The organism is Shewanella electrodiphila (assembly GCF_023283985.1).
Taxonomy (GTDB): Bacteria; Pseudomonadota; Gammaproteobacteria; order Enterobacterales; family Shewanellaceae; genus Shewanella; species Shewanella electrodiphila.
This window is the reverse complement of sequence record NZ_JAKIKU010000002.1, coordinates 391,935-411,493: the sequence shown is the minus strand read 5'-3', so window position 1 is coordinate 411,493 and position 19,559 is coordinate 391,935. Positions and strand designations below refer to the sequence as shown.

General features: G+C 41.9%; 16 protein-coding genes. 5 read left to right on the top strand and 11 right to left on the bottom strand.

The features are described from left to right. Positions 1-195: 195 nt before the first annotated feature. Positions 196-1,773, bottom strand: a complete 1,578-nt coding sequence (guaA, locus tag L2737_RS05325) for a glutamine-hydrolyzing GMP synthase (protein ID WP_248955006.1) — start codon at positions 1,771-1,773, stop codon at positions 196-198. A gap of 102 nt (positions 1,774-1,875) precedes the next feature. Continuing rightward, the gene (guaB, locus tag L2737_RS05320; protein ID WP_102528849.1) at positions 1,876-3,348 is read right to left on the bottom strand and encodes an IMP dehydrogenase; all 1,473 of its coding nucleotides are present in this window, start codon (positions 3,346-3,348) and stop codon (positions 1,876-1,878) included. A gap of 121 nt (positions 3,349-3,469) precedes the next feature. On the opposite strand from guaB, the gene xseA reads away from it, so the two are divergent. After that, positions 3,470-4,798 carry an exodeoxyribonuclease VII large subunit gene (gene xseA, locus L2737_RS05315; RefSeq protein ID WP_229372295.1) on the top strand — a complete coding sequence of 443 codons (1,329 nt, stop codon included), beginning with the start codon at positions 3,470-3,472 and terminating at the stop codon, positions 4,796-4,798. 116 nt (positions 4,799-4,914) lie between these two features. On the opposite strand, the gene L2737_RS05310 is transcribed toward xseA, so the two are convergent. Then, complete coding sequence (locus tag L2737_RS05310; protein WP_248955005.1) at positions 4,915-6,015, bottom strand: choice-of-anchor H family protein; 1,101 nt, start codon at positions 6,013-6,015, stop codon at positions 4,915-4,917. Positions 6,016-6,490: 475 nt separating this feature from the next. Between L2737_RS05310 and L2737_RS05305 the strand changes: the two genes are divergently transcribed. From L2737_RS05305 to L2737_RS05290, 4 genes are all read left to right on the top strand, one after another. Further along, positions 6,491-6,787 (top strand): PepSY domain-containing protein, encoded by a 297-nt coding sequence (locus tag L2737_RS05305; RefSeq protein WP_133146647.1) that lies wholly within the window; start codon positions 6,491-6,493, stop codon positions 6,785-6,787. Between the two features lie 2 nt (positions 6,788-6,789). Continuing rightward, on the top strand, positions 6,790-7,470 hold the full coding sequence (locus tag L2737_RS05300) for a response regulator transcription factor (protein ID WP_102528851.1): 681 nt from the start codon (positions 6,790-6,792) through the stop codon (positions 7,468-7,470). Between the two features lie 98 nt (positions 7,471-7,568). Beyond that, positions 7,569-8,894, top strand: coding sequence for an ATP-binding protein (locus L2737_RS05295; RefSeq protein ID WP_248955119.1), 1,326 nt, complete (start codon positions 7,569-7,571; stop codon positions 8,892-8,894). Positions 8,895-9,045: 151 nt separating this feature from the next. Then, positions 9,046-10,428, top strand: a complete 1,383-nt coding sequence (locus L2737_RS05290; protein WP_248955004.1) for a DUF3300 domain-containing protein — start codon at positions 9,046-9,048, stop codon at positions 10,426-10,428. A 126-nt stretch (positions 10,429-10,554) separates the two neighbouring features. Here L2737_RS05290 and der read toward each other — a convergent pair whose 3' ends face one another. The 8 genes from der to rlmN form a co-directional block, all read right to left on the bottom strand. Next, positions 10,555-12,030, bottom strand: coding sequence for a ribosome biogenesis GTPase Der (gene der, locus L2737_RS05285; RefSeq protein ID WP_229372303.1), 1,476 nt, complete (start codon positions 12,028-12,030; stop codon positions 10,555-10,557). A gap of 79 nt (positions 12,031-12,109) precedes the next feature. Next, a complete protein-coding gene (bamB, locus tag L2737_RS05280; RefSeq protein WP_102528859.1) occupies positions 12,110-13,297 on the bottom strand; it encodes an outer membrane protein assembly factor BamB in 1,188 nt (395 codons plus the stop codon). Between the two features lie 12 nt (positions 13,298-13,309). Further along, the gene (locus L2737_RS05275; protein WP_229372305.1) at positions 13,310-13,930 is read right to left on the bottom strand and encodes a tetratricopeptide repeat protein; all 621 of its coding nucleotides are present in this window, start codon (positions 13,928-13,930) and stop codon (positions 13,310-13,312) included. Between the two features lie 49 nt (positions 13,931-13,979). Further along, positions 13,980-15,254 (bottom strand): histidine--tRNA ligase, encoded by a 1,275-nt coding sequence (gene hisS / locus L2737_RS05270; RefSeq protein WP_102528861.1) that lies wholly within the window; start codon positions 15,252-15,254, stop codon positions 13,980-13,982. A gap of 160 nt (positions 15,255-15,414) precedes the next feature. Continuing rightward, positions 15,415-16,530, bottom strand: a complete 1,116-nt coding sequence (gene ispG, locus L2737_RS05265; RefSeq protein ID WP_102528862.1) for a flavodoxin-dependent (E)-4-hydroxy-3-methylbut-2-enyl-diphosphate synthase — start codon at positions 16,528-16,530, stop codon at positions 15,415-15,417. A 38-nt stretch (positions 16,531-16,568) separates the two neighbouring features. Beyond that, a complete protein-coding gene (locus L2737_RS05260; RefSeq protein WP_248955003.1) occupies positions 16,569-17,573 on the bottom strand; it encodes a RodZ domain-containing protein in 1,005 nt (334 codons plus the stop codon). After that, complete coding sequence (pilW, locus tag L2737_RS05255; RefSeq protein ID WP_102528864.1) at positions 17,573-18,355, bottom strand: type IV pilus biogenesis/stability protein PilW; 783 nt, start codon at positions 18,353-18,355, stop codon at positions 17,573-17,575. The genes L2737_RS05260 and pilW overlap by 1 nt, the downstream gene beginning before the upstream one ends. A 35-nt stretch (positions 18,356-18,390) precedes the next feature. Beyond that, entirely contained in the window at positions 18,391-19,512 is a 1,122-nt protein-coding gene (rlmN, locus tag L2737_RS05250) for a dual-specificity RNA methyltransferase RlmN (protein WP_102528865.1), read from the bottom strand. Between the last annotated feature and the right edge of the window lie 47 nt (positions 19,513-19,559).

The following is a 19,559-nucleotide window of genomic DNA, read 5'->3' as shown; positions in this document are numbered from 1 at the left end:
TTAGGTATACCGATGATTTATATTTCGCGATGTTTAGCTGATTGAAAATGGTTTAAATATTCAGGTGTACAGTGTGTGACTTAGCCTGACTTCAGCTGATTATACGCCAAACAACAATAAATTTATCCCAATAAAAAAGGCGCCTAAGCGCCTTTTTTGTCTTTAATCAAAACTGATTGGAAAACGAATGAAAGCTTATTCCCATTCAATGGTTGCAGGTGGCTTACCTGAAATATCATATACCACACGCGAAATACCGTCGATTTCGTTAATAATGCGGTTAGATACACGACCTAAGAAGTCATAAGGTAAGTGTGCCCAATGTGCAGTCATGAAATCAATGGTTTCAACAGCGCGCAAGGATACAACCCAATCGTATTTACGACCATCACCCATTACGCCAACTGAACGTACTGGTAAGAAAACCGTAAATGCTTGGCTGACTTTGTTATAAAGGTCGGCTTTATGCAGCTCTTCAATGAAGATAGCATCAGCTAAACGCAGTAAGTCACAGTATTCTTTTTTCACTTCACCCAGTACACGTACACCTAAACCCGGTCCAGGGAATGGATGACGGTAAAGCATGTCGTATGGCAGACCTAGCTCTAAACCAATTTTACGTACTTCATCTTTAAATAACTCACGTAATGGCTCAACTAATCCCATTTCCATATCATCAGGCAATCCGCCTACGTTATGGTGAGATTTAATCACATGAGCTTTACCTGTTGCACTGCCAGCAGATTCAATGACATCTGGATAAATAGTGCCTTGTGCTAACCATTTAGCATTAACACATTTTTTTGATTCTTCATCGAAGATATCAACAAAAACATGACCAATGATTTTACGTTTAGCTTCTGGATCTGCTTCGCCAGCCATCGCATCTAAGAAACGGTTTTCTGCATCAACGTGAACAATGTTCAGTCCAAAATGATCGCCAAACATATCCATCACTTGCTCTGCTTCGTTTAAACGCAATAAACCGTTATCAACGAATACACAAGTTAGTTTGTCACCAATCGCGCGGTGAAGCAGCATAGCCACAACAGATGAATCAACACCACCTGATAAGCCTAAGATAACTTCGTCATCACCGATTTGTTTTTTAAGTTTTTCGATAGCATCTTCAATGATTGAAGATGGCTTCCAGTTAGCATCACAACCACAAATATCGAGGGCGAAGTGCTCAAGCATACGCTTGCCCTGGCGAGTGTGCGTGACTTCTGGGTGAAATTGCACACCGTAGAATTTCTTGTCTTCATTAGCCATTGCAGCGAAAGGACACGTTTCTGTTTTAGCAACAGTTACGAAACCTTCAGGAATTTCTGATACTTTGTCGCCGTGACTCATCCATACGTCTAGTAATGGCTTGCCTGTTTCGCTAATGGCATCTTCAATGCTTTTAAATAACGCTGATTCAGTTTGCACTTCAACTTGTGCATAACCAAATTCACCTTCACCCACACCTTGAATAACTTTACCGCCTAATTGCTCAGACATGGTTTGCATACCGTAACAAATACCTAAAACAGGCACGCCTGCATTAAACACATATTCAGAAGCACGAGGCGAGTTTTCGGCTGTAACACTTTCAGGACCACCGGCTAAGATGATGCCATTTGGAGCAAATCCTTTGATTTGCTCTTCAGATACATCCCAAGCCCAAAGCTCACAATAAACACCGATTTCACGAATACGGCGGGCGATTAACTGCGTGTATTGCGATCCAAAGTCGAGGATCAGGATTTTATGCTCATGAATGTTGCTCATGGGATACCTTATATCTGGTTTTGCTTATAGTAGGTGTACTTTCAATCTCAATGAATTTTAAGATTGAAAAAAGGCGACAATCACATTGCCGCCTTTAATGTATTAAGAACCGCTGCGATAGTTCGGCGCTTCTTTACTGATTGTCACGTCATGGACATGAGACTCGCCCATACCAGCAGAAGTGATTTTTACAAATTCTGCTTTTTCGTTTAACTCTTGAATGGTTGCACAACCAGTAAGCCCCATACATGAACGTAAACCGCCCATATGTTGGTGAATAATTTCTTTTAATTTACCTTTATAAGCTACGCGACCTTCAATACCCTCTGGTACTAATTTGTCAGCGGCGTTATCGCTTTGGAAGTAACGGTCAGATGAACCTTGTGTTTGCGTCATCGCACCTAAAGAACCCATACCACGGTATGACTTATAAGCGCGGCCGTTATAAAGTTCAGTTTCACCTGGCGCTTCTTCAGTACCAGCAAACATTGAACCGGCCATGATGCATGATGCACCCGCAGCTAATGCTTTAGCTAAATCACCAGAGAAACGAATACCACCATCTGCAATAACAGGGATATCTAAATGCTTAATCGCAGCTGCGGCATCTGATACAGCAGTAATTTGCGGTACACCAACACCAGTAACGATACGAGTAGTACAAATTGAACCTGGGCCAATACCCACTTTAACGGCATCAACACCTGCATCAACTAAGGCTAATGCACCTTCAGCTGTTGCTACGTTACCGCCAACAATTTGTAAATCAGGGAAAGCTGCGCGAGTATCGCGAATACGTTGCAATACCCCTTCAGAGTGACCGTGTGAAGAATCAATCAGCAATACGTCAACACCAGCTTTAACTAATGCTTCAACGCGTTCTTCGTTGCCTGCACCAGCGCCAACAGCAGCACCAACACGTAAACGACCTAATTCGTCTTTACATGCATTAGGTTTACGTTCTGCTTTTTGGAAATCTTTAACAGTGATAAGGCCTTTAAGCTTAAAGTTAGCATCAACTACTAATACTTTTTCAACACGATGTGAATGCATTAGGGTTTGAACTTCATCTAGCTTAGTCCCTTCAAGCACAGTAACAAGACGATCTTTCGGCGTCATGACTTGCTCAACGGTACGGCTCCAGTCAGTAATAAAACGAACATCACGGCCAGTGATAATACCCACAAGCTCTTTCGCATCGTTAATCACTGGATAACCAGCAAAACCGTTACGTTCAGTCAGTTGCTTAAGTTCAGCTAGCGTGGTGCTTGGCGTCACTGTAACAGGCTGCTGTACGATACCAGCTTCATAGATTTTAACTTTACGAACTTCTTCAGCTTGTTGTTCAATCGTCATGTTTTTATGAATAAAACCTAGACCACCTTCTTGCGCCATCGCGATCGCTAAGCGAGCTTCAGTTACGGTATCCATAGCTGCAGACACGATTGGTGTGTTTAATTCAATTTTTTTAGTCAGACGAGTTTTCAGAACAGCGGTATTTGGGAGGACGGTTGAGTGAGCAGGCACTAGTAGTACATCATCAAATGTTAGTGCGTCATTTCTTAATCTTAACATGCAACATCTCCCAGAAAGTGTAGGGTTTAGAAAGGGTAAATATTGCGGCGGGATTATACCTTGCATATTTAGGTTGGTAAATGGAAAATAGTGAAAAAATACTATTGGTCGGTTGAATTTGATGAAAAGCTCGAAAAATAATGTTTACACCGTTTCCCGATTAAACGGTGAAGTCCGCCAGCTGCTTGAAGGAGAGCTAGGAAAGGTGTGGCTTGAGGCCGAAATCTCGAACTTTGTTTCCCCAAATTCAGGTCATTGGTATATGACCTTAAAAGATAGCCGCTCGCAAATTCGCTGTGCAATGTTCAAAGGCCGTAATCAATCAGTGCCTTTTAAACCTGTTAATGGCCAACAAGTATTAGTTAAAGGCTCTATCAGTGTTTACGAGCCTCGCGGTGATTATCAATTACTCTTGGAATCAATGTTACCTGCAGGTGATGGATTACTCGCACAGCAATATGAAGCACTTAAACTGAAATTAGCCGCTGAAGGCTTGTTTGCAACAGAAACTAAGCGCCCATTACCGCAAAATATTCAACGAATAGGTGTTATCACCTCAGCTACTGGCGCTGCCGTAAGAGATGTGGTCAAAGTACTATCAACGCGCGACCCGTCAATCGAAGTGGTGATTTACCCTACACAAGTCCAGGGAACCAGTGCCAGCAAGCAAATCATCAGTGCTATCACTACAGCTAATAAACGCTTAGAAGTCGATGTGATACTGCTTACCCGTGGCGGCGGCTCATTAGAAGACTTATGGTGTTTTAATGATGAAGACTTAGCCCATGCGATTTATAACAGTGCCTTACCCGTTGTTAGCGCTGTGGGTCATGAAATTGATACTACCATCAGTGATTATGTCGCGGATGTACGAGCGCCAACACCATCAGCGGGTGCCGAGTTATTATCGGACGATAAAGGCAATAAGACGCAAAAGCTCAACCTGACGTTTTCAAGATTACGCCAGGCTATGCGTCATTACTTATTGCACCAAAGCACACTACTGACAGAGTTAAGCCACCAGCTGCAACGTGAAGATCCTAAAAGGCAACTACAACAACTTGAGCAACGCTTTGATGAAATGCAGCTAAAACTTGAGTCGGCCATGCAATACAAATTATCTAACGCAGCGTTAAAACAACAACGCTTGAAAGGCCAACTTCAGCAGCAATCCCCAGCTCATAAGTTAACGTTAGAACAAAACAAAGTGAGCTATTTAAGTAATCGACTTAACGATGCCATGAAAACAAGATTAACTAACGCCAATCAACAAGTCAGTTACAGCGCACATCAGTTAGAAACCGTTAGCCCATTGGCCACATTAAGCCGTGGTTACAGTATTACCCGAGACGGTAAAGGCAATATCTTACAAGATGCGAAGCAAGTGAAAACGGGCGAAATACTGACAACTCAACTTAATCAAGGTGAAGTAAAGTCGGTTGTGTCATAGGTGGCAACTGGCAACTGGCGTTAATATCAACACACCTTATCAACAACCAGAAAAATCCCGCATTAGCGGGATTTTGTTTTCATAATCACAAGGTTCATCATTAGAGAGACTGCAACTTAAGCATTCAAGTTTGAACGTCTCATTGCTAGAAGTAGCAACATCAATAATCCACTCCAAGCCAAGCTACCACCGCTAACGATGACCTCAGTTTCAACGACTTCAATATATTCTTCTTCGTACACTTCATCTCTGTCACTACTTTCTAGTGGTAAGGCATATAAACCATCAGACTCATCTGCACTTAATGTCGCGACAATATCTTCATAGCCAAACTCATATAAATCGATAAGGACATCGTAATAATCAGTTTTGTATCCCTGCGCTAAGGTTGTCAGCACTTCATAATCATCATCGGTGGCATCACCATAAATGGTAAACACTTCGGTAGAATAATAATGCTCCCATGGACCACCATTTCGACTTAAATACAGCTCAGCATAAACATTAGCAGGCTCACCTTGGGTAAAACCATAGACATCAGCATCAAAGGTCACGCTAAAAGTTTGATAAAAACCATCTTCATCAAAATCATCAAATAGACGGCTATAAGCCTCATAAATATCAAAATCGCGATAACCAATAATAGACTGCTGCAATACGTGATTAGTTAATAATTTGCTATTGGATGACTGACTTTCAATGCTGTTATTTGCTGTAACTGTATTTGTTGTTACTGTATTGGCTGTTACTGGATTGGTTGTTGTTGCATGAGTTGCAGAAGGAGTTGTTGCTGCATCTGTTGTAACTTCATTTACTGAAGTTTCTAATTTGGAAAGTGCTTGAGACGCTTGGTTGACACTGTGTAATGCATTGACAGATAACTGCCCTGCTTGGCGTAAACTCGTTATGTACTCGCGCGTTGCACGCTTAGCTAATGGTTTTCCTTGCGCCGCATCAGATTTGCGTTTGGCTTTCTCATCCGCAATCAATTGCAGCAAGGTTTGTTTTTGCTCAGGTGATAATGATGCTTTACCTGCTGGTTCACTTAAAGAGGCTGCACCACTAACTTGCCTCCCCTCACTGACAACAATCATATCTTGCTCATATTCGTCAGCATTCACTGTCGGCGCAAACGTTAGTATTAATGCGCAACTCACTTTAGTAAAAACACTAATCACCTGACTGAAACGGTTTTGCGTTATCAATTTAATATCCATTTTGTATTCCCTCTCATTCAGATTTAACCGCTAGAGTAAATTGCACTTAATCACTCAAAGCTTGTTATTGATGAGTTGTTATTTAAAAGGAATCAAAATGAATGCAAGCTGAACACGAAAAATGACTTACATGAAATTGACTTAGATAAAAATTGACTTAGATAAAAAATGACTTAGATAAAAAGTGACTTACATAAAAAGTGACTGACATAAATAACCAGTAGCTGCGCCACTGCAAGCTATTCATCTTCTATTCATATAAACCAATCCATACTTTGAGCGAATACCAAAGCAATTGATATTCATCGATGCAGATGTTTCTATATTGAAAGGGATCTTTTACACTGATAACTGATTTTAAAGATAAATATTGATGTGGACGCTGATAATGAGCAAATTAAACAAGAGATTATGCACTTCCCTGCTATCGTTTCTATTGTTTTCAATAACAATGGGGTCGGTTCAGGCTGCGCCTATGTCAGTTATTACTAATCTCAGCAGTGCTATTTCAATCAGCTCTTCAGTAAATATTGGTCACCCTGGGTTTAATAACAAAACCAAAGGCGGTTCAGGTAAATCCCAATCTTTAGCCGTGAAGAGTTCTTCACAAGCGGCGCAAATCGCCAAACGACAATACTCTGCAAAAGTGCTATCAGTGCAATCGACAAAAGTGGGTAATTCAACGGGCTACCGAATTAAATTACTCTCTAATAATGGCATGGTGTTTTATGCCACCGTTAATGCGCGTACCGGTTCAATTTCAAGGAATTAGCCATGAGAATATTGTTAGTAGAAGATGATTTAGGCTTACAGAGAAACCTTACTGAGCATTTACAAGCCGCTAATTACAGCGTCGATATATCATCTGACGGTGAAGATGGCTTATTTCAAGCAACTGAATATCAATATGACGCCGCGATTATCGATGTCGGCTTACCTAAAATTGATGGTTTGAGCCTAATTACGCAACTTCGTCAAAAGCAAATTGATTACCCAATCCTTATTTTAACCGCTAGAGACGGCTGGCAAGACAAGGTGCTTGGGCTAGACTCTGGCGCTGACGATTACCTTACTAAGCCGTTTCAACCTGAAGAGCTTGTTGCCCGTTTAAATGCATTGATACGCCGTTCAGTGGGAAAAGCTAGCCCAACAGTGACTAACGGACCATTTAGCCTCAATACTCGCACCCTTGAGCTAATGCATTTACAAAACCCCATTATTCTCAGTAGTTCAGAGTTTAAATTATTTGAATACTTCATGCTGCATCAAGGCGAAGTCATTTCTAAACCCACCTTGATTGAACATATCTATGATCAAGACTTCGACTTAGACTCAAATGTCATTGAAGTATTTATCCGCCGTCTGCGCAAAAAGCTCGATCCCGACGGCGAATATAAACTGATAGAAACCTTGCGCGGTCAAGGGTATCGCCTGCGACAATTAGCTGCAGGCTAGTCGTCATGAATTGGCTGAGCACATTCAAAACCCAATGGCTTAACAAGCAAGCAAGGTCAAATTTTATTGGCGGGATTAATTCATTAAAAATCAGATTAATGCTCAGCGGCCTGTTGTTGATTTTGGTATTGCTCCCGCTGATTGGCATCACAGTTAATGGTGCTTTCCAACATCAAATTACCCAATCGATTAATAACCAGTTACGCGCTTATGTTTATTCAGTGTTAGCTGTCGCTGAAGTCAAAGATGAACACGTCGTCATGCCCAATTATCTATTAGAAAACCAATTTAATGTGATTGGCTCTGGCTTGTATGCCCTTATATCTTCAGAAGATAAACTGGTTTGGCACTCAGAATCTTTTCTAGGCTTAGATTTACCCACGAATCAATCAACAGCATTATTACTGCCAGCACCTCCAATGGGCCAAGGCCAGCTCACCCAAGTTCGTTTTGATGATTTAGCTGGTAACAGCAACAATAACCATGTTGTGTATAGCTTTAGTGTTAGCTTTGAAACCAATGAAACACCCCTGGCAATCACAGTACATATTGTTAAAGATGACGCTGACTATCAACAGCAAGTGAGTGAGTTCAGCACCACTCTCTGGACTTGGCTTATCGTGCTCATGATTGTATTGGCTTTGGTTCAGGCTATTTGGTTATTCTGGACATTAAAGCCATTAAACCAGTTCACGAAAGAGCTAGCATTAGTAGAGCAAGGCCAACAAACACGATTAAATCAACATTACCCCAACGAGTTAAATGCTGTCGCAAAACAACTCAATGTATTGCTAAACACAGAGCAACTTCAGCGCCAGCGCTACCGAAATGCGTTAGCCGACTTAGCTCATAGTTTAAAAACGCCATTAGCCGTGCTGCAAAGCCAAACGGACTTAAGTCCGGACTCTAAAGAGCAAGCAAATAATATTAATAACATCATTAGTTATCAGCTCAACAAGGCTAAATCCAGTGCCAATCAAGCATGGCATTTAGGGGTGAGCATTGATGATGTAGCCAGCAAATTAATTAGAACCTTAGCTAAGATATATCAACAGTCACACATTGATATCGACTATCAAGCCCCTGCTAAACTGGTATTTAAAGGCGAAGAAGCGGATTTACATGAACTGCTGGGTAATCTGCTCGATAATGCTTGTAAGGCGGCGAAAACGCAGGTTTGTTTATCGGTAACAAAAACTGACTCCAGCTTAAATTTTATCATTGAAGATGATGGTAATGGCTTAACTGAAGTGCAGCGCCAAAATATTTTTGAGCGTGGTATTCGCGCTGACACCTACAATCAAGGACATGGCATTGGTCTAGCCATCGTTCAAGACTTGGTTAATAGCTACCAAGGTGAGTTAACAGTTGCTCAATCAGAGCAGTATGGCGGCGCAAAATTTACAGTCACCTTTCGCCATTAAGTCTTTATCCATTTAATTGGCTAAATAGCGACTAAAAGATTATCTCATTTAGTTAGCCCTATCTAATACACTTTCATCTTGTGTTCATTTTCACTTAGTTATTCTATCCCTAACATTCGTAAAGTACCGATGTTTGGTACATGGAGATAAAATGACACTATTATCTATCCCCAATAAACTATTAAAAGCAGGGCTAATGAGCCTGTGCTTACTGTCACCAGCGGCGTTAGCTGTTGATAGCCAATCCAATGCCAATAATGACGCTCAATTTGAGCAGTCTCAGCTTTCTGAAGCGCAGTTAGCGCAAATGCTTGCGCCTATTGCACTTTACCCAGACAGCTTATTGACGCATATTTTAATTGCAGCAACGTATCCGCTTGAAATCGTTCAGGCCCGTCGTTGGGAGCAACAAAATAGCAGTTTAAGTAGCAGTCAAAAAATGCAGCAGGCTGAACAACAAGATTGGGATCCCAGTGTCACTGCCCTTGTCGCTTTCCCTACCGTACTTGAAAAACTCAATGAAGATTTAGATTGGACTCAAGAACTCGGTGAAGCTTTCTTGCAAGATGAAGCTATAGTGCTTGCCAGTGTTCAGGCGCTTAGGCAACAAGCTGACGAAGCAGATAGCTTTAATGATATGGATAACATGACAGTTACCCGTGTCGAGAAACAGATCATTATTGAGCCTGCCAAGCCTGAAGTCATTTATGTTCCAGTGTACGACCCAAGAGTGGTTTACGGTCACTGGCGCTGGCATGCATACCCGCCTGTTTACTGGCATTATCCAGCACACGCTTATTATCGCCCACACCGTCCAATATATTGGGGGCCAAGTGTTTACATAAACTTTAACTACTTCTTTGGTGCTGTGCATTGGTCACATCACCGTGTCGTAGTGGTTAATCATCGTAATACGCGTTATTACCGCAAACCACATAAAATTGCTTATAGCAGTGGTTCACAGCGATGGAAGCATAAACCCGCGCATCGCCGAGGTGTCGCTTATAAAGCGCCTAAAGTCAGCCATCGATACGATAAAAAACGCTATAACAAGACAAAAATAGTGCATAGCTCAGTTAACAAGCCTTCGCATATGCCTGCAAACTCAAAGCATTCGCAGCACAATCGAGTCAACAAAGCGTTAAAAGACAATAAACGTCATGCTGTAAATAACAAAAGCACTTACAGTAAATCAAACCACAAGGTTAATCATAACGTTCAAAAGAATAAGTCGACGAATCACTATGCGAATAACAAAGCCATTAGCAAAGCGAATAATCACAACAATCAGAGTCGACAATATAGTCAACGCGCTAGCAATAGCTCGTCTAAAGCGAGGACAACGCAAAATCATGCGTCGTCAAAGCAGTACTCATCTAGACAGCACACATCTACAAATAAGAGCAGCAGTAATAGAAATATGAATAATAGAAATATGACTAACAGAAATGTAAGCAATAGAAATGTGGGCAATAGAACAACGCAGCATAAGTCATCAACTCGTTCATCTGCACCTAAACAGAAAGCCAGATAAGGTGTCATACCGCCACAGTTGTTTTTAACTAACATCTGCTAAAAACAAAAAAGCCTGAATTTTTCAATTCAGGCTTTTTTAATCAGTCAAAAGTCATCGCACTTTTAGTGTCAACGACCTTCTTAATTAAGACTGTGATTTTTTACGAGTATTAATGTGGCTCATAGCACGTTTGCGACGACGCTCTTGGCTAATAGTCAGCTTTTCGGTTTTACCTTCGAACGGATTCGCACCTTCTTGGAAGCGGATCTGAATTGGGGTACCAACCACTTTTAATGAACGACGGAAATAGTTCATCATGTAGCGTTTGTATGAGTCAGGTAACTTACTCACCTGGTTACCGTGCACGACAACGATTGGCGGATTGTAACCACCAGCATGAGCATATTTAAGCTTAACACGGCGACCATGTACTAATGGTGGCTGATGATCATCTTGTGACATTTGCATAATACGCGTCAGCATTGACGTACTCACACGACGTGTCGCACTGTCATACGCTTCTTCAATAGATTCGTACAAGTGACCAACACCAGTTCCGTGTAATGCTGAAATAAAGTGAATACGGGCGAAATCAATAAAGCCTAAACGGCGATCTAATTCACTCTTAACACTTTCTTTAAATGACTGGTCAAGGCCATCCCATTTATTCACAGCAATAACGATTGCGCGGCCCGCATTCAATGCAAAACCTAATAAGCCTAAATCTTGCTCAGAGATACCATCTTGCGCATCAATCACTAACAATACTACGTTAGAATCTTCAACCGCTTTCAACGTTTTAATCACCGAGAACTTCTCGATAACTTCATGTACTTTTGCACGGCGACGAACACCAGCAGTATCGATCAACACATACTCACGACCTTCACGTTCCATTGGAATGTAAATGCTGTCACGAGTTGTACCTGGTGCATCGTAAACCACAACACGTTCTTCACCTAAAATACGGTTAGTCAGCGTTGATTTACCCACGTTAGGCTTGCCAATAATCGCAAGTTTAATCGGTAAGTTTTGTAGACGCTCTTGCTCCGCTTCGGCTTCTTCTTCGGTGTATTCACGAACTTCTTCACCGTCTTCATCAGCATCTTGACGAGTAATACCCATCGCTTCAGCATAAGGAGCCAGTGAATATTCAATCATATTGGTCACGCCGCGGCCTTGCGCAGCTGCCATTTGATAAACTTCACCTAAACCCAGCGACCAAAACTCAGCGCAAGCTGAATCAGCGTCAATACCATCAACTTTGTTGGCAACAACAAAGGTGGTTTTATCACGGCTACGTAAATGTTCTGAAATCGCTAAGTCAGCAGAAGTAAGACCTGCGCGCGCATCAGTTAAGAATAATACGACATCAGCTTCTTCAATCGCAGCAAGCGACTGTTCAGCCATTTTGGTTTCGATCCCTTCTTCAGTGCCATCGATACCACCAGTATCAACCACAATAAATTCGTAACCAGATAAAAACGCACGACCATATTTACGGTCACGTGTTAAACCAGGAAAATCGGCGACAAGCGCATCTCTTGTGCGAGTAAGACGGTTGAATAAAGTTGACTTACCAACATTAGGTCGCCCCACCAGGGCCACTACAGGGATCATGATTTTGCCTCTAAAAACTTTTAAATAAAAAGCCCCCGGAACACACTTCCAGGGGCTCTAATAAGGTTTACTGGTTAATTTATGGCAGGATTACAGTAGCTAGCTTCCCGCTGCGACCTTGCACATAAACTTTGTCTCCAGCCACTACCGGCTGCGAGAATAAACCATCACTATCAACCTCAACTCGACCAGCGACTTCGCCAGTGCTGCGATCGATAAAGTGCAGATAACCTTCAAAGTCACCTACAACAATATAAGAACCAATAACTGCAGGAGAAGTTAAACCACGGTTTGTTAACGTAGTATTACTCCAAAGTTCTAAACCATTTCGTCTATCTACTGAGTAAATACGACTATGGTCATCAACGACATAAAGTCCAACCCCTGCTGCGGCGAGTTCATTAAAGCTTGAGTACTTACGTGTCCAAACAACACGACCCGTTCTAAGCTCCATTGACACCAAGTTACCATTGTAACTTACCGCGTATAAATTATCGCCCAAAATTAACGGTGTCATATCCACATCAGCCATACGAGTAAACTCGTTACCGCCAGTTGGAGTAAACACAGCTTGTTCCCAAGCCACTTGACCGTTATTTTTAACAATAACTGATATTTTACCATCAGCAGTCCCTAAGAAGAAACCGCCTGAGTCATATGCCGCTGAACCTGTACCGCGAAGGGTTAGGTTTGGCAGTTGCATTTCATGAGTCCATAACTTGCTGCCATCTTCAATTGAAAATGACTCAAAGTTACCATCACTGGTATGCACAGCGACTGAATCTTCAGACACTGTTGGCAATGATAATAATTCGCCGCTTGCAATAGCATGCCAAGCCGTTTCACCGGTTTTAGCATCAAGCGCTACAAGCAATCCTGACTCGCCACCAATAAAGACTTTATTACGGCCAACGGTTACGCCTGCAGCAATACGGGCTTGTCTGGTATTAGCTAGCGCAGTATCTTTAAATTCTGACGCTAAATCTTTACGCCAAGCGACCTTGCCTGTTTCTTGATCGTACGCGATAACAGTACCGTTACGATCAGCCACATAGACGTGACCATAAAAAACAGCAGGTTTAAGTTGTGAGTAGTAATCACCCACACCATTGCCTACGCTGACTTCCCAATTTACCTCAGGAAATACTGTTGCTTGGATTTCAGTTAGTTCTGTTACAACTTCTTCTTCATTATCGCTTGAAGAACAAGCAGATAGCATAGCGACACTTAAGCCCGCAGCTAGCAAGGTTTTGCATAAAGACTTCATTCGGCTAATTCCTTATGCCTTGTTTAAATTGTCTAGCTTCATTTGTAGAGCAGGGCTTGATAACGTGCCGCCATTATCTACCGCTGCTTGATAAGCAGATCTTGCTTTATCCATGTCGCCTTGACGCACTAAGAAGTCGCCTTTTAACTCGTCACGTTGCGCATTGAACGCTTCATCATTCACTTGTTCTAAAGTTGCTAATGCAGTGCCTAAGTTACCTTGCTCAGCTTGAATACGTGATAAACGTATCGTTGCTAAAGATGCTAGTGAAGCACCTGGGTTAGCTGCAATAATTTTAGTGAAGGCTGCTTCAGCTTTATCTAGCTCACCAGCTTCAACAGCTGCTTTAGCAGACATTAGTTCAAGCAATGCTTGATAACCTTGTTGATCATGTTGCTGACCAAAGTCGCTTACTGCAGCCATCACAGCTGTGCTGTCTGTACTATTAGCAGTAATGCTTTGGAATGCTTCAGACGCTGCTTCAGCATTTTCAATTTTTACGTCAGAATAGTAATTCCAACCGTATAATCCACCTAGACCTACTACCGCACCTACAATGATTGAGCTGCCGTAATCTTTCCAGAACTGCTTAATAGCATCTACTTGTTGTTCTTCTGTGCTATAAATATCCACGCGCACTTCCCCTTTCTATTCAGTTCTGTTTATTAGCTATCAGCTAATATTAAAATAATGATTTAATCGTGGTCGCCAAATCGTCTCGGGCAACCAAAAGTTGTTCGTTCTTATTTCTCAATGGCTTAACTGCAACCTGTTGGTTCTCAATTTCGTTCTCACCAATGATTAATGCATACTCAGCACCACTTTTATCAGCACGCTTCATCTGCTTTTTAAAGTTACCGCCACCACAATGACTCATGACTTTAAGCTGTGGCAGGCTTTGACGCAACTCTTGTGCAATTTTAATTGCTTCAACTAAACAGTTTTCACCCATTGCTGTGACATAAACGTCAACAACTGGGGCAACATCTTTGTTTAGTTCAAGGGTTTCTAGCAGTAATACAATACGTTCAAGACCCATTGCAAAACCAACTGCTGGCGTATCTTTACCGCCTAATTGGCCGACGAGTCCATCATAACGACCACCTGCTAAAACAGTGCCTTGAGAGCCTAAGCTATCCGTCACCCACTCGAAAACAGTGCGGTTATAGTAATCTAATCCACGAACAAGGCGAGGATTAACTGTGTATTGGATTCCAACAGCGTCTAAGAGTTCACATAAGGTTGAAAAATGTGTTTTCGACTCTTCACCTAAGTACTCCATCAATGCTGGCGCATCGGCTAACAAAGCTTGAACTTGTGGTGATTTTGAATCTAATACACGCAGCGGATTTGAATACATACGGCGCTGTGAGTCTTCATCTAATTGTTCTTTATGTTGCTCAAGAAACGCAATCAGTGCATCACGGTAGGCCGCGCGCTCAGCTGGATCGCCTAACGTATTTAACTCTAATTTAACGTGTTCAGTAATCCCAAATGATTCCCAAAGACGCGCTGAAAGCATTAATACTTCAGCGTCAATGTCTGCACTTGGAATGCCGTACACTTCAACACCAAACTGGTGGAATTGACGGTAACGACCTTTTTGAGGACGTTCATGGCGGAACATAGGGCCCATGTACCATAAACGCTGCTCTTGGTTATAAAGTAAGCCATGTTCATTACCAGCGCGTACGGTAGAAGCTGTACCTTCTGGACGTAAGGTTAAGCTGTCTTCGTTACGATCTGCAAAAGTGTACATTTCTTTTTCAACGATATCGGTCACTTCACCGATTGAACGTTTAAAAAGATCGGTTGATTCAACAATCGGAGTACGAATTTCGCTATAGCCGTATGCGCTCACAGTAGAACGGATAACCGATTCTACTTTTTGCCATAATGGGCTTTGCGTTGGCAGAATGTCATTCATTCCGCGAATTGCTTGGATCTGTTTAGCCACGTTTTGCCTACTTGTGTTAACTCGCCGTCGTATCGTGTTCAAAATAAAATCGTTTTGTTCGATTTAAAATCGATGACCGAGGACTTAAATTAATCTACATGCCTTACACAAAGAAACACCTACCATCGCTGGTAAGGTGTAATTGTTGTCTAAAACAAACTTATTCTGTTGCGTCTTTAATATCGATTCTGTTTTGCATTATCGCTGCTTTCGCACGAATCTTAGCTTCTAACGAATCCACTAAATCATTGTTATCAAAGCGCTCTTTTTGACGTTTCCCGTCATCATAATAACCACTTTTACCATGGCTACCGGTTAAACCAATATCTGAAACTAATGCTTCACCAGGGCCATTTACCACACAGCCAATGATAGAAACATCCATTGCTGTGGTAATGTCTTCAAGGCGCATTTCAAGTGCATTAACAGTGTTGATCACATCAAACTCTTGACGAGAACATGATGGACACGCAATGAAGTTAATACCACGGCTTCTGATACGTAGCGACTTTAAGATATCAAAGCCCACTTTAATTTCTTCAACAGGATCCGCTGCTAACGAAATACGTAAAGTATCACCAATACCTTCAGCCAGTAACATGCCTAAACCAACTGCAGATTTAACCGAACCCGCACGCGCTCCGCCCGCTTCGGTTATGCCTAAATGCAATGGTTGCTTGATTTGTTTGGCCAGTAAACGATATGACTCAACCGCTAAAAACACATCAGAGGCTTTTACGCTGACTTTAAACTGGTCAAAATTAAGACGGTCTAAAATATCCACATGGCGCATTGCTGATTCAAGTAAAGCTTCAGGTGTCGGTTCATGGTATTTATCCATTAGATCTTTTTCTAATGAACCACCGTTTACCCCTATGCGAATTGGAATGTTTTTATCACGCGCACATTCCACAACGTTTCGAATGCGTTCTTCATTACCGATATTGCCAGGGTTAATACGTAAACAATCAACCCCATATTCAGCCACTTTAAGTGCGATTCGGTAATCAAAGTGAATGTCGGCAACAAGCGGAACATTGACACTTTGTTTAATCAACTTAAATGCTTCAGCTGCATCCATTGTAGGAACTGAGACACGAACAATGTCTGCGCCTACTTTTTCAAGTGCACGAATTTGTGCCACAGTCGCTTCAACGTCAGTCGTTTTGGTGTTCGTCATCGACTGAACTGCGATAGGCGCACCATCACCGATAGGAACATCGCCAACATAAATACGGCTTGAAGGGCGGCGAATAATAGGAGATTCGTTATACATAATCTGTTGCTCTACTGCTTACTTAATTACAATTAACATTACACTCTAGGTAAGGTTAACCTAGCCACACGGCCTTCGGAGAAATCAGCTAAACTGATGTCTTCGCCATTAAATTTAATCGTTACAACTTGCGGGGCACCTAAAATAAGCTTGAACGGTGCAACGCCTTTAGCTTCAACAATTCTGCTTGAACCTTTAACGCCATCAACCAGTGTTTTACCGGTTGCATCAACCACGTTAACCCAACAATCAGCTGTAAAACTCATGCTCAATGCATCATTTGCAGCTAGTGCATCAGTTTCATTTGAAATCACAGGTTCATTTGAAACTACAGGTTCATTGGCAAGCTCTGCTGCTGCGTCAGAAGTTAATGCACTGGCAGATTGCAAAGTCTCGTCGACATTGTCTTGTGCATTATCCGAGGAGGTTGTCAAAGCTTGAATATTGCTCTCTATATCAGATTCATTCGCTGACGGTTCCACATAAGCCAGTTTAGGGTCAATTTCTGGCTCTAATAAATCTTCAGTTTGATTTACCTCAGTGACACTTGCCGCAGCAACTTCTTCAGCGGTAGGTTTTGATAAATCAATCCCACTGAGTAATGAATCTTTTTGTACCCACCAGACCACTAACAGTGCGAGTAATGCGAAAATGATTAAGTAAGTTACTATCGTTAAACGACTATCACGAGCTTCACGAGTCGTCTTACGAGAAAAACTTTGCATTGCCGCTGTTTCGTCTGGTAATTGTTGGGCAAGACATTGCTGCAAAGCATTAGCATCTGCCTCAACGTATTTGGCATAATTTTTTGCATAGCCGCGCGCATAAGTTGCCGATGCAATATTATCAAAGTTATCGTTTTCAATATCTTCAATGATGCCAGGACGTAAATGTAGCTGTGTTGCTACGGCTTCAACTGATAAGCTTTTTGCTTCACGCGCTGTCCGTAACAGCATCCCAGCGGTTGAGACTTCTTCTAGTAAGTCAATTTGGTCAGCATCATTCCCATCTGTATGGGTGTTTTCGTTTTTATTATTTGTCATTAATGCAAAGTAGCCCTGTATTCTTTCGCTTGTTCTGAAGCAGGATATTTGGCGATTAACGTAATGCCATAGCGTTGAAGCGCTTCATCATCTGCTAACTCACGCGATATTTTAATTCCTAAAGCTAAACTTTCAGGCGTTTGCTGCGCCACACGATGAAACCGCTGTAAATTGGTTTTAGCCGCATCATAGTCACTTTCTGCGATAGCTAAATCAATCAGCTCCATCAAAGTAGATTGTCTTCTTGGATCGTAACGCAATGCACTTTCAAAGTACTGCTTAGCCTTTTCAGGCTCACCAGCAGAAAGACTGCACACACCTAAATTTTCATAGCTTGATGCGGTGCGGGTATATTCTTTTGCTTCAATCGCATTTTTAAACATGACTTCGGCTTGACTGAATTTATCTTGTTGACATAAAAACACGCCAAAGTTGTTCATCGCATCACCCGTAGCATCGCTGGTGTTAATGGCTTTGCGATAAGATTCTTCTGCGCGTACTACATCATCAACGGTTTGATAGTAATAAGCCATAGCTGTATGCACTGCGCTTAATTGCGGTGCATAATCAACTGCACGATTCAAATTAAACTTTGCCTGTTCCATGTTGCCACGTTTTAAATAGGTCAAACCAAGCTGCATTCTTTCTTTCGCAGCTGAAGTTTTATCCAATGTCCTTTCAGAAACTGGAATATCTGTACCACTATACGTTCTTTCTGTAACACAACCCACTAAAGGTAATGATAAGGCAACAATAAATAAAAACTTCGGCAATCCGTGCATACTTCTTACGCCTATTAATCTATACAAACAAAGAGTTAATCCATTGTGACCGAAATAGCACTTTCTTGCATGCGTTTTTTCGCCATACGTTTAGTTCGGTCACGAATATCACCCGCTAATTGACCGCAAGCAGCATCAATGTCGTCTCCGCGAGTCTTACGTACAATTACGGTTAACCCATATTCCATCAATACTTTCGAGAAACGGTCAATTCTAGAATTAGAAGAGCGACCATATGGTGACCCAGGGTAAGGGTTAAATGGAATTAAGTTAATTTTACACGGTGTATCTTTCATCAACTTAGCCAGCTCATGTGCTTGGTCTGTGCTGTCGTTGATATGATCTAACATGACATATTCTACGGTCACGCGCCCACGGTTGGCATTTGACTTGGTTAAGTAGCGACGAATACCCGCAAGAAACTCTTCTAATGGGTACTTCTTATTCACTGGCACTAACACATCACGCAATTCATCATTTGGTGCATGAATACTTACTGCAAGTGCAACATCTATCGCATCACCTAACTTATCAAGCGCGGGTACCACACCTGAAGTTGATAATGTTACGCGGCGTTTTGATAAGCTAAAACCAAAATCATCCAGCATGATGTCCATCGCAGGGATGACGTTGGCTAAATTCAATAACGGCTCACCCATGCCCATCATCACAACGTTAGTGATAGGACGATCACCGGTATCTTTATGGAAACCTAAAAATTCTGATACACGCCAAACTTGGCCGATGATTTCAGCCACGGTCAAGTTACGGTTGAAGCCTTGCTGACCTGTTGAACAGAAAGTACATTCTAGTGCACAGCCTACTTGCGATGATACACACAAAGTCGCTCTGTCTTCTTCAGGTATATAAACCGTTTCAACTTCTTGGCCTTGACCTACATTAATAGCGAACTTAATCGTGCCATCATCTGACTTTTGGAAACTGGCAATTTCTGGCGCAACCACTTCACACTTACGCGATAATTTAGCGCGTAATGCTTTGTTAATGTTGTTCATTTCTTCGAAGTCGCTAACACCAAAGTGATAAAGCCATTTCATCAATTGATCAGCACGGAACGGTTTTTCGCCCATTTCGGTGAATAACGCTCTCATTGCCTTTCGATCAAGATCCAATAAATTGATCTTTTTTTCACTCATGTTGTCTAACCTCAAAAAAACCTAAAACCTGCTAGCGGGCGGCGAAT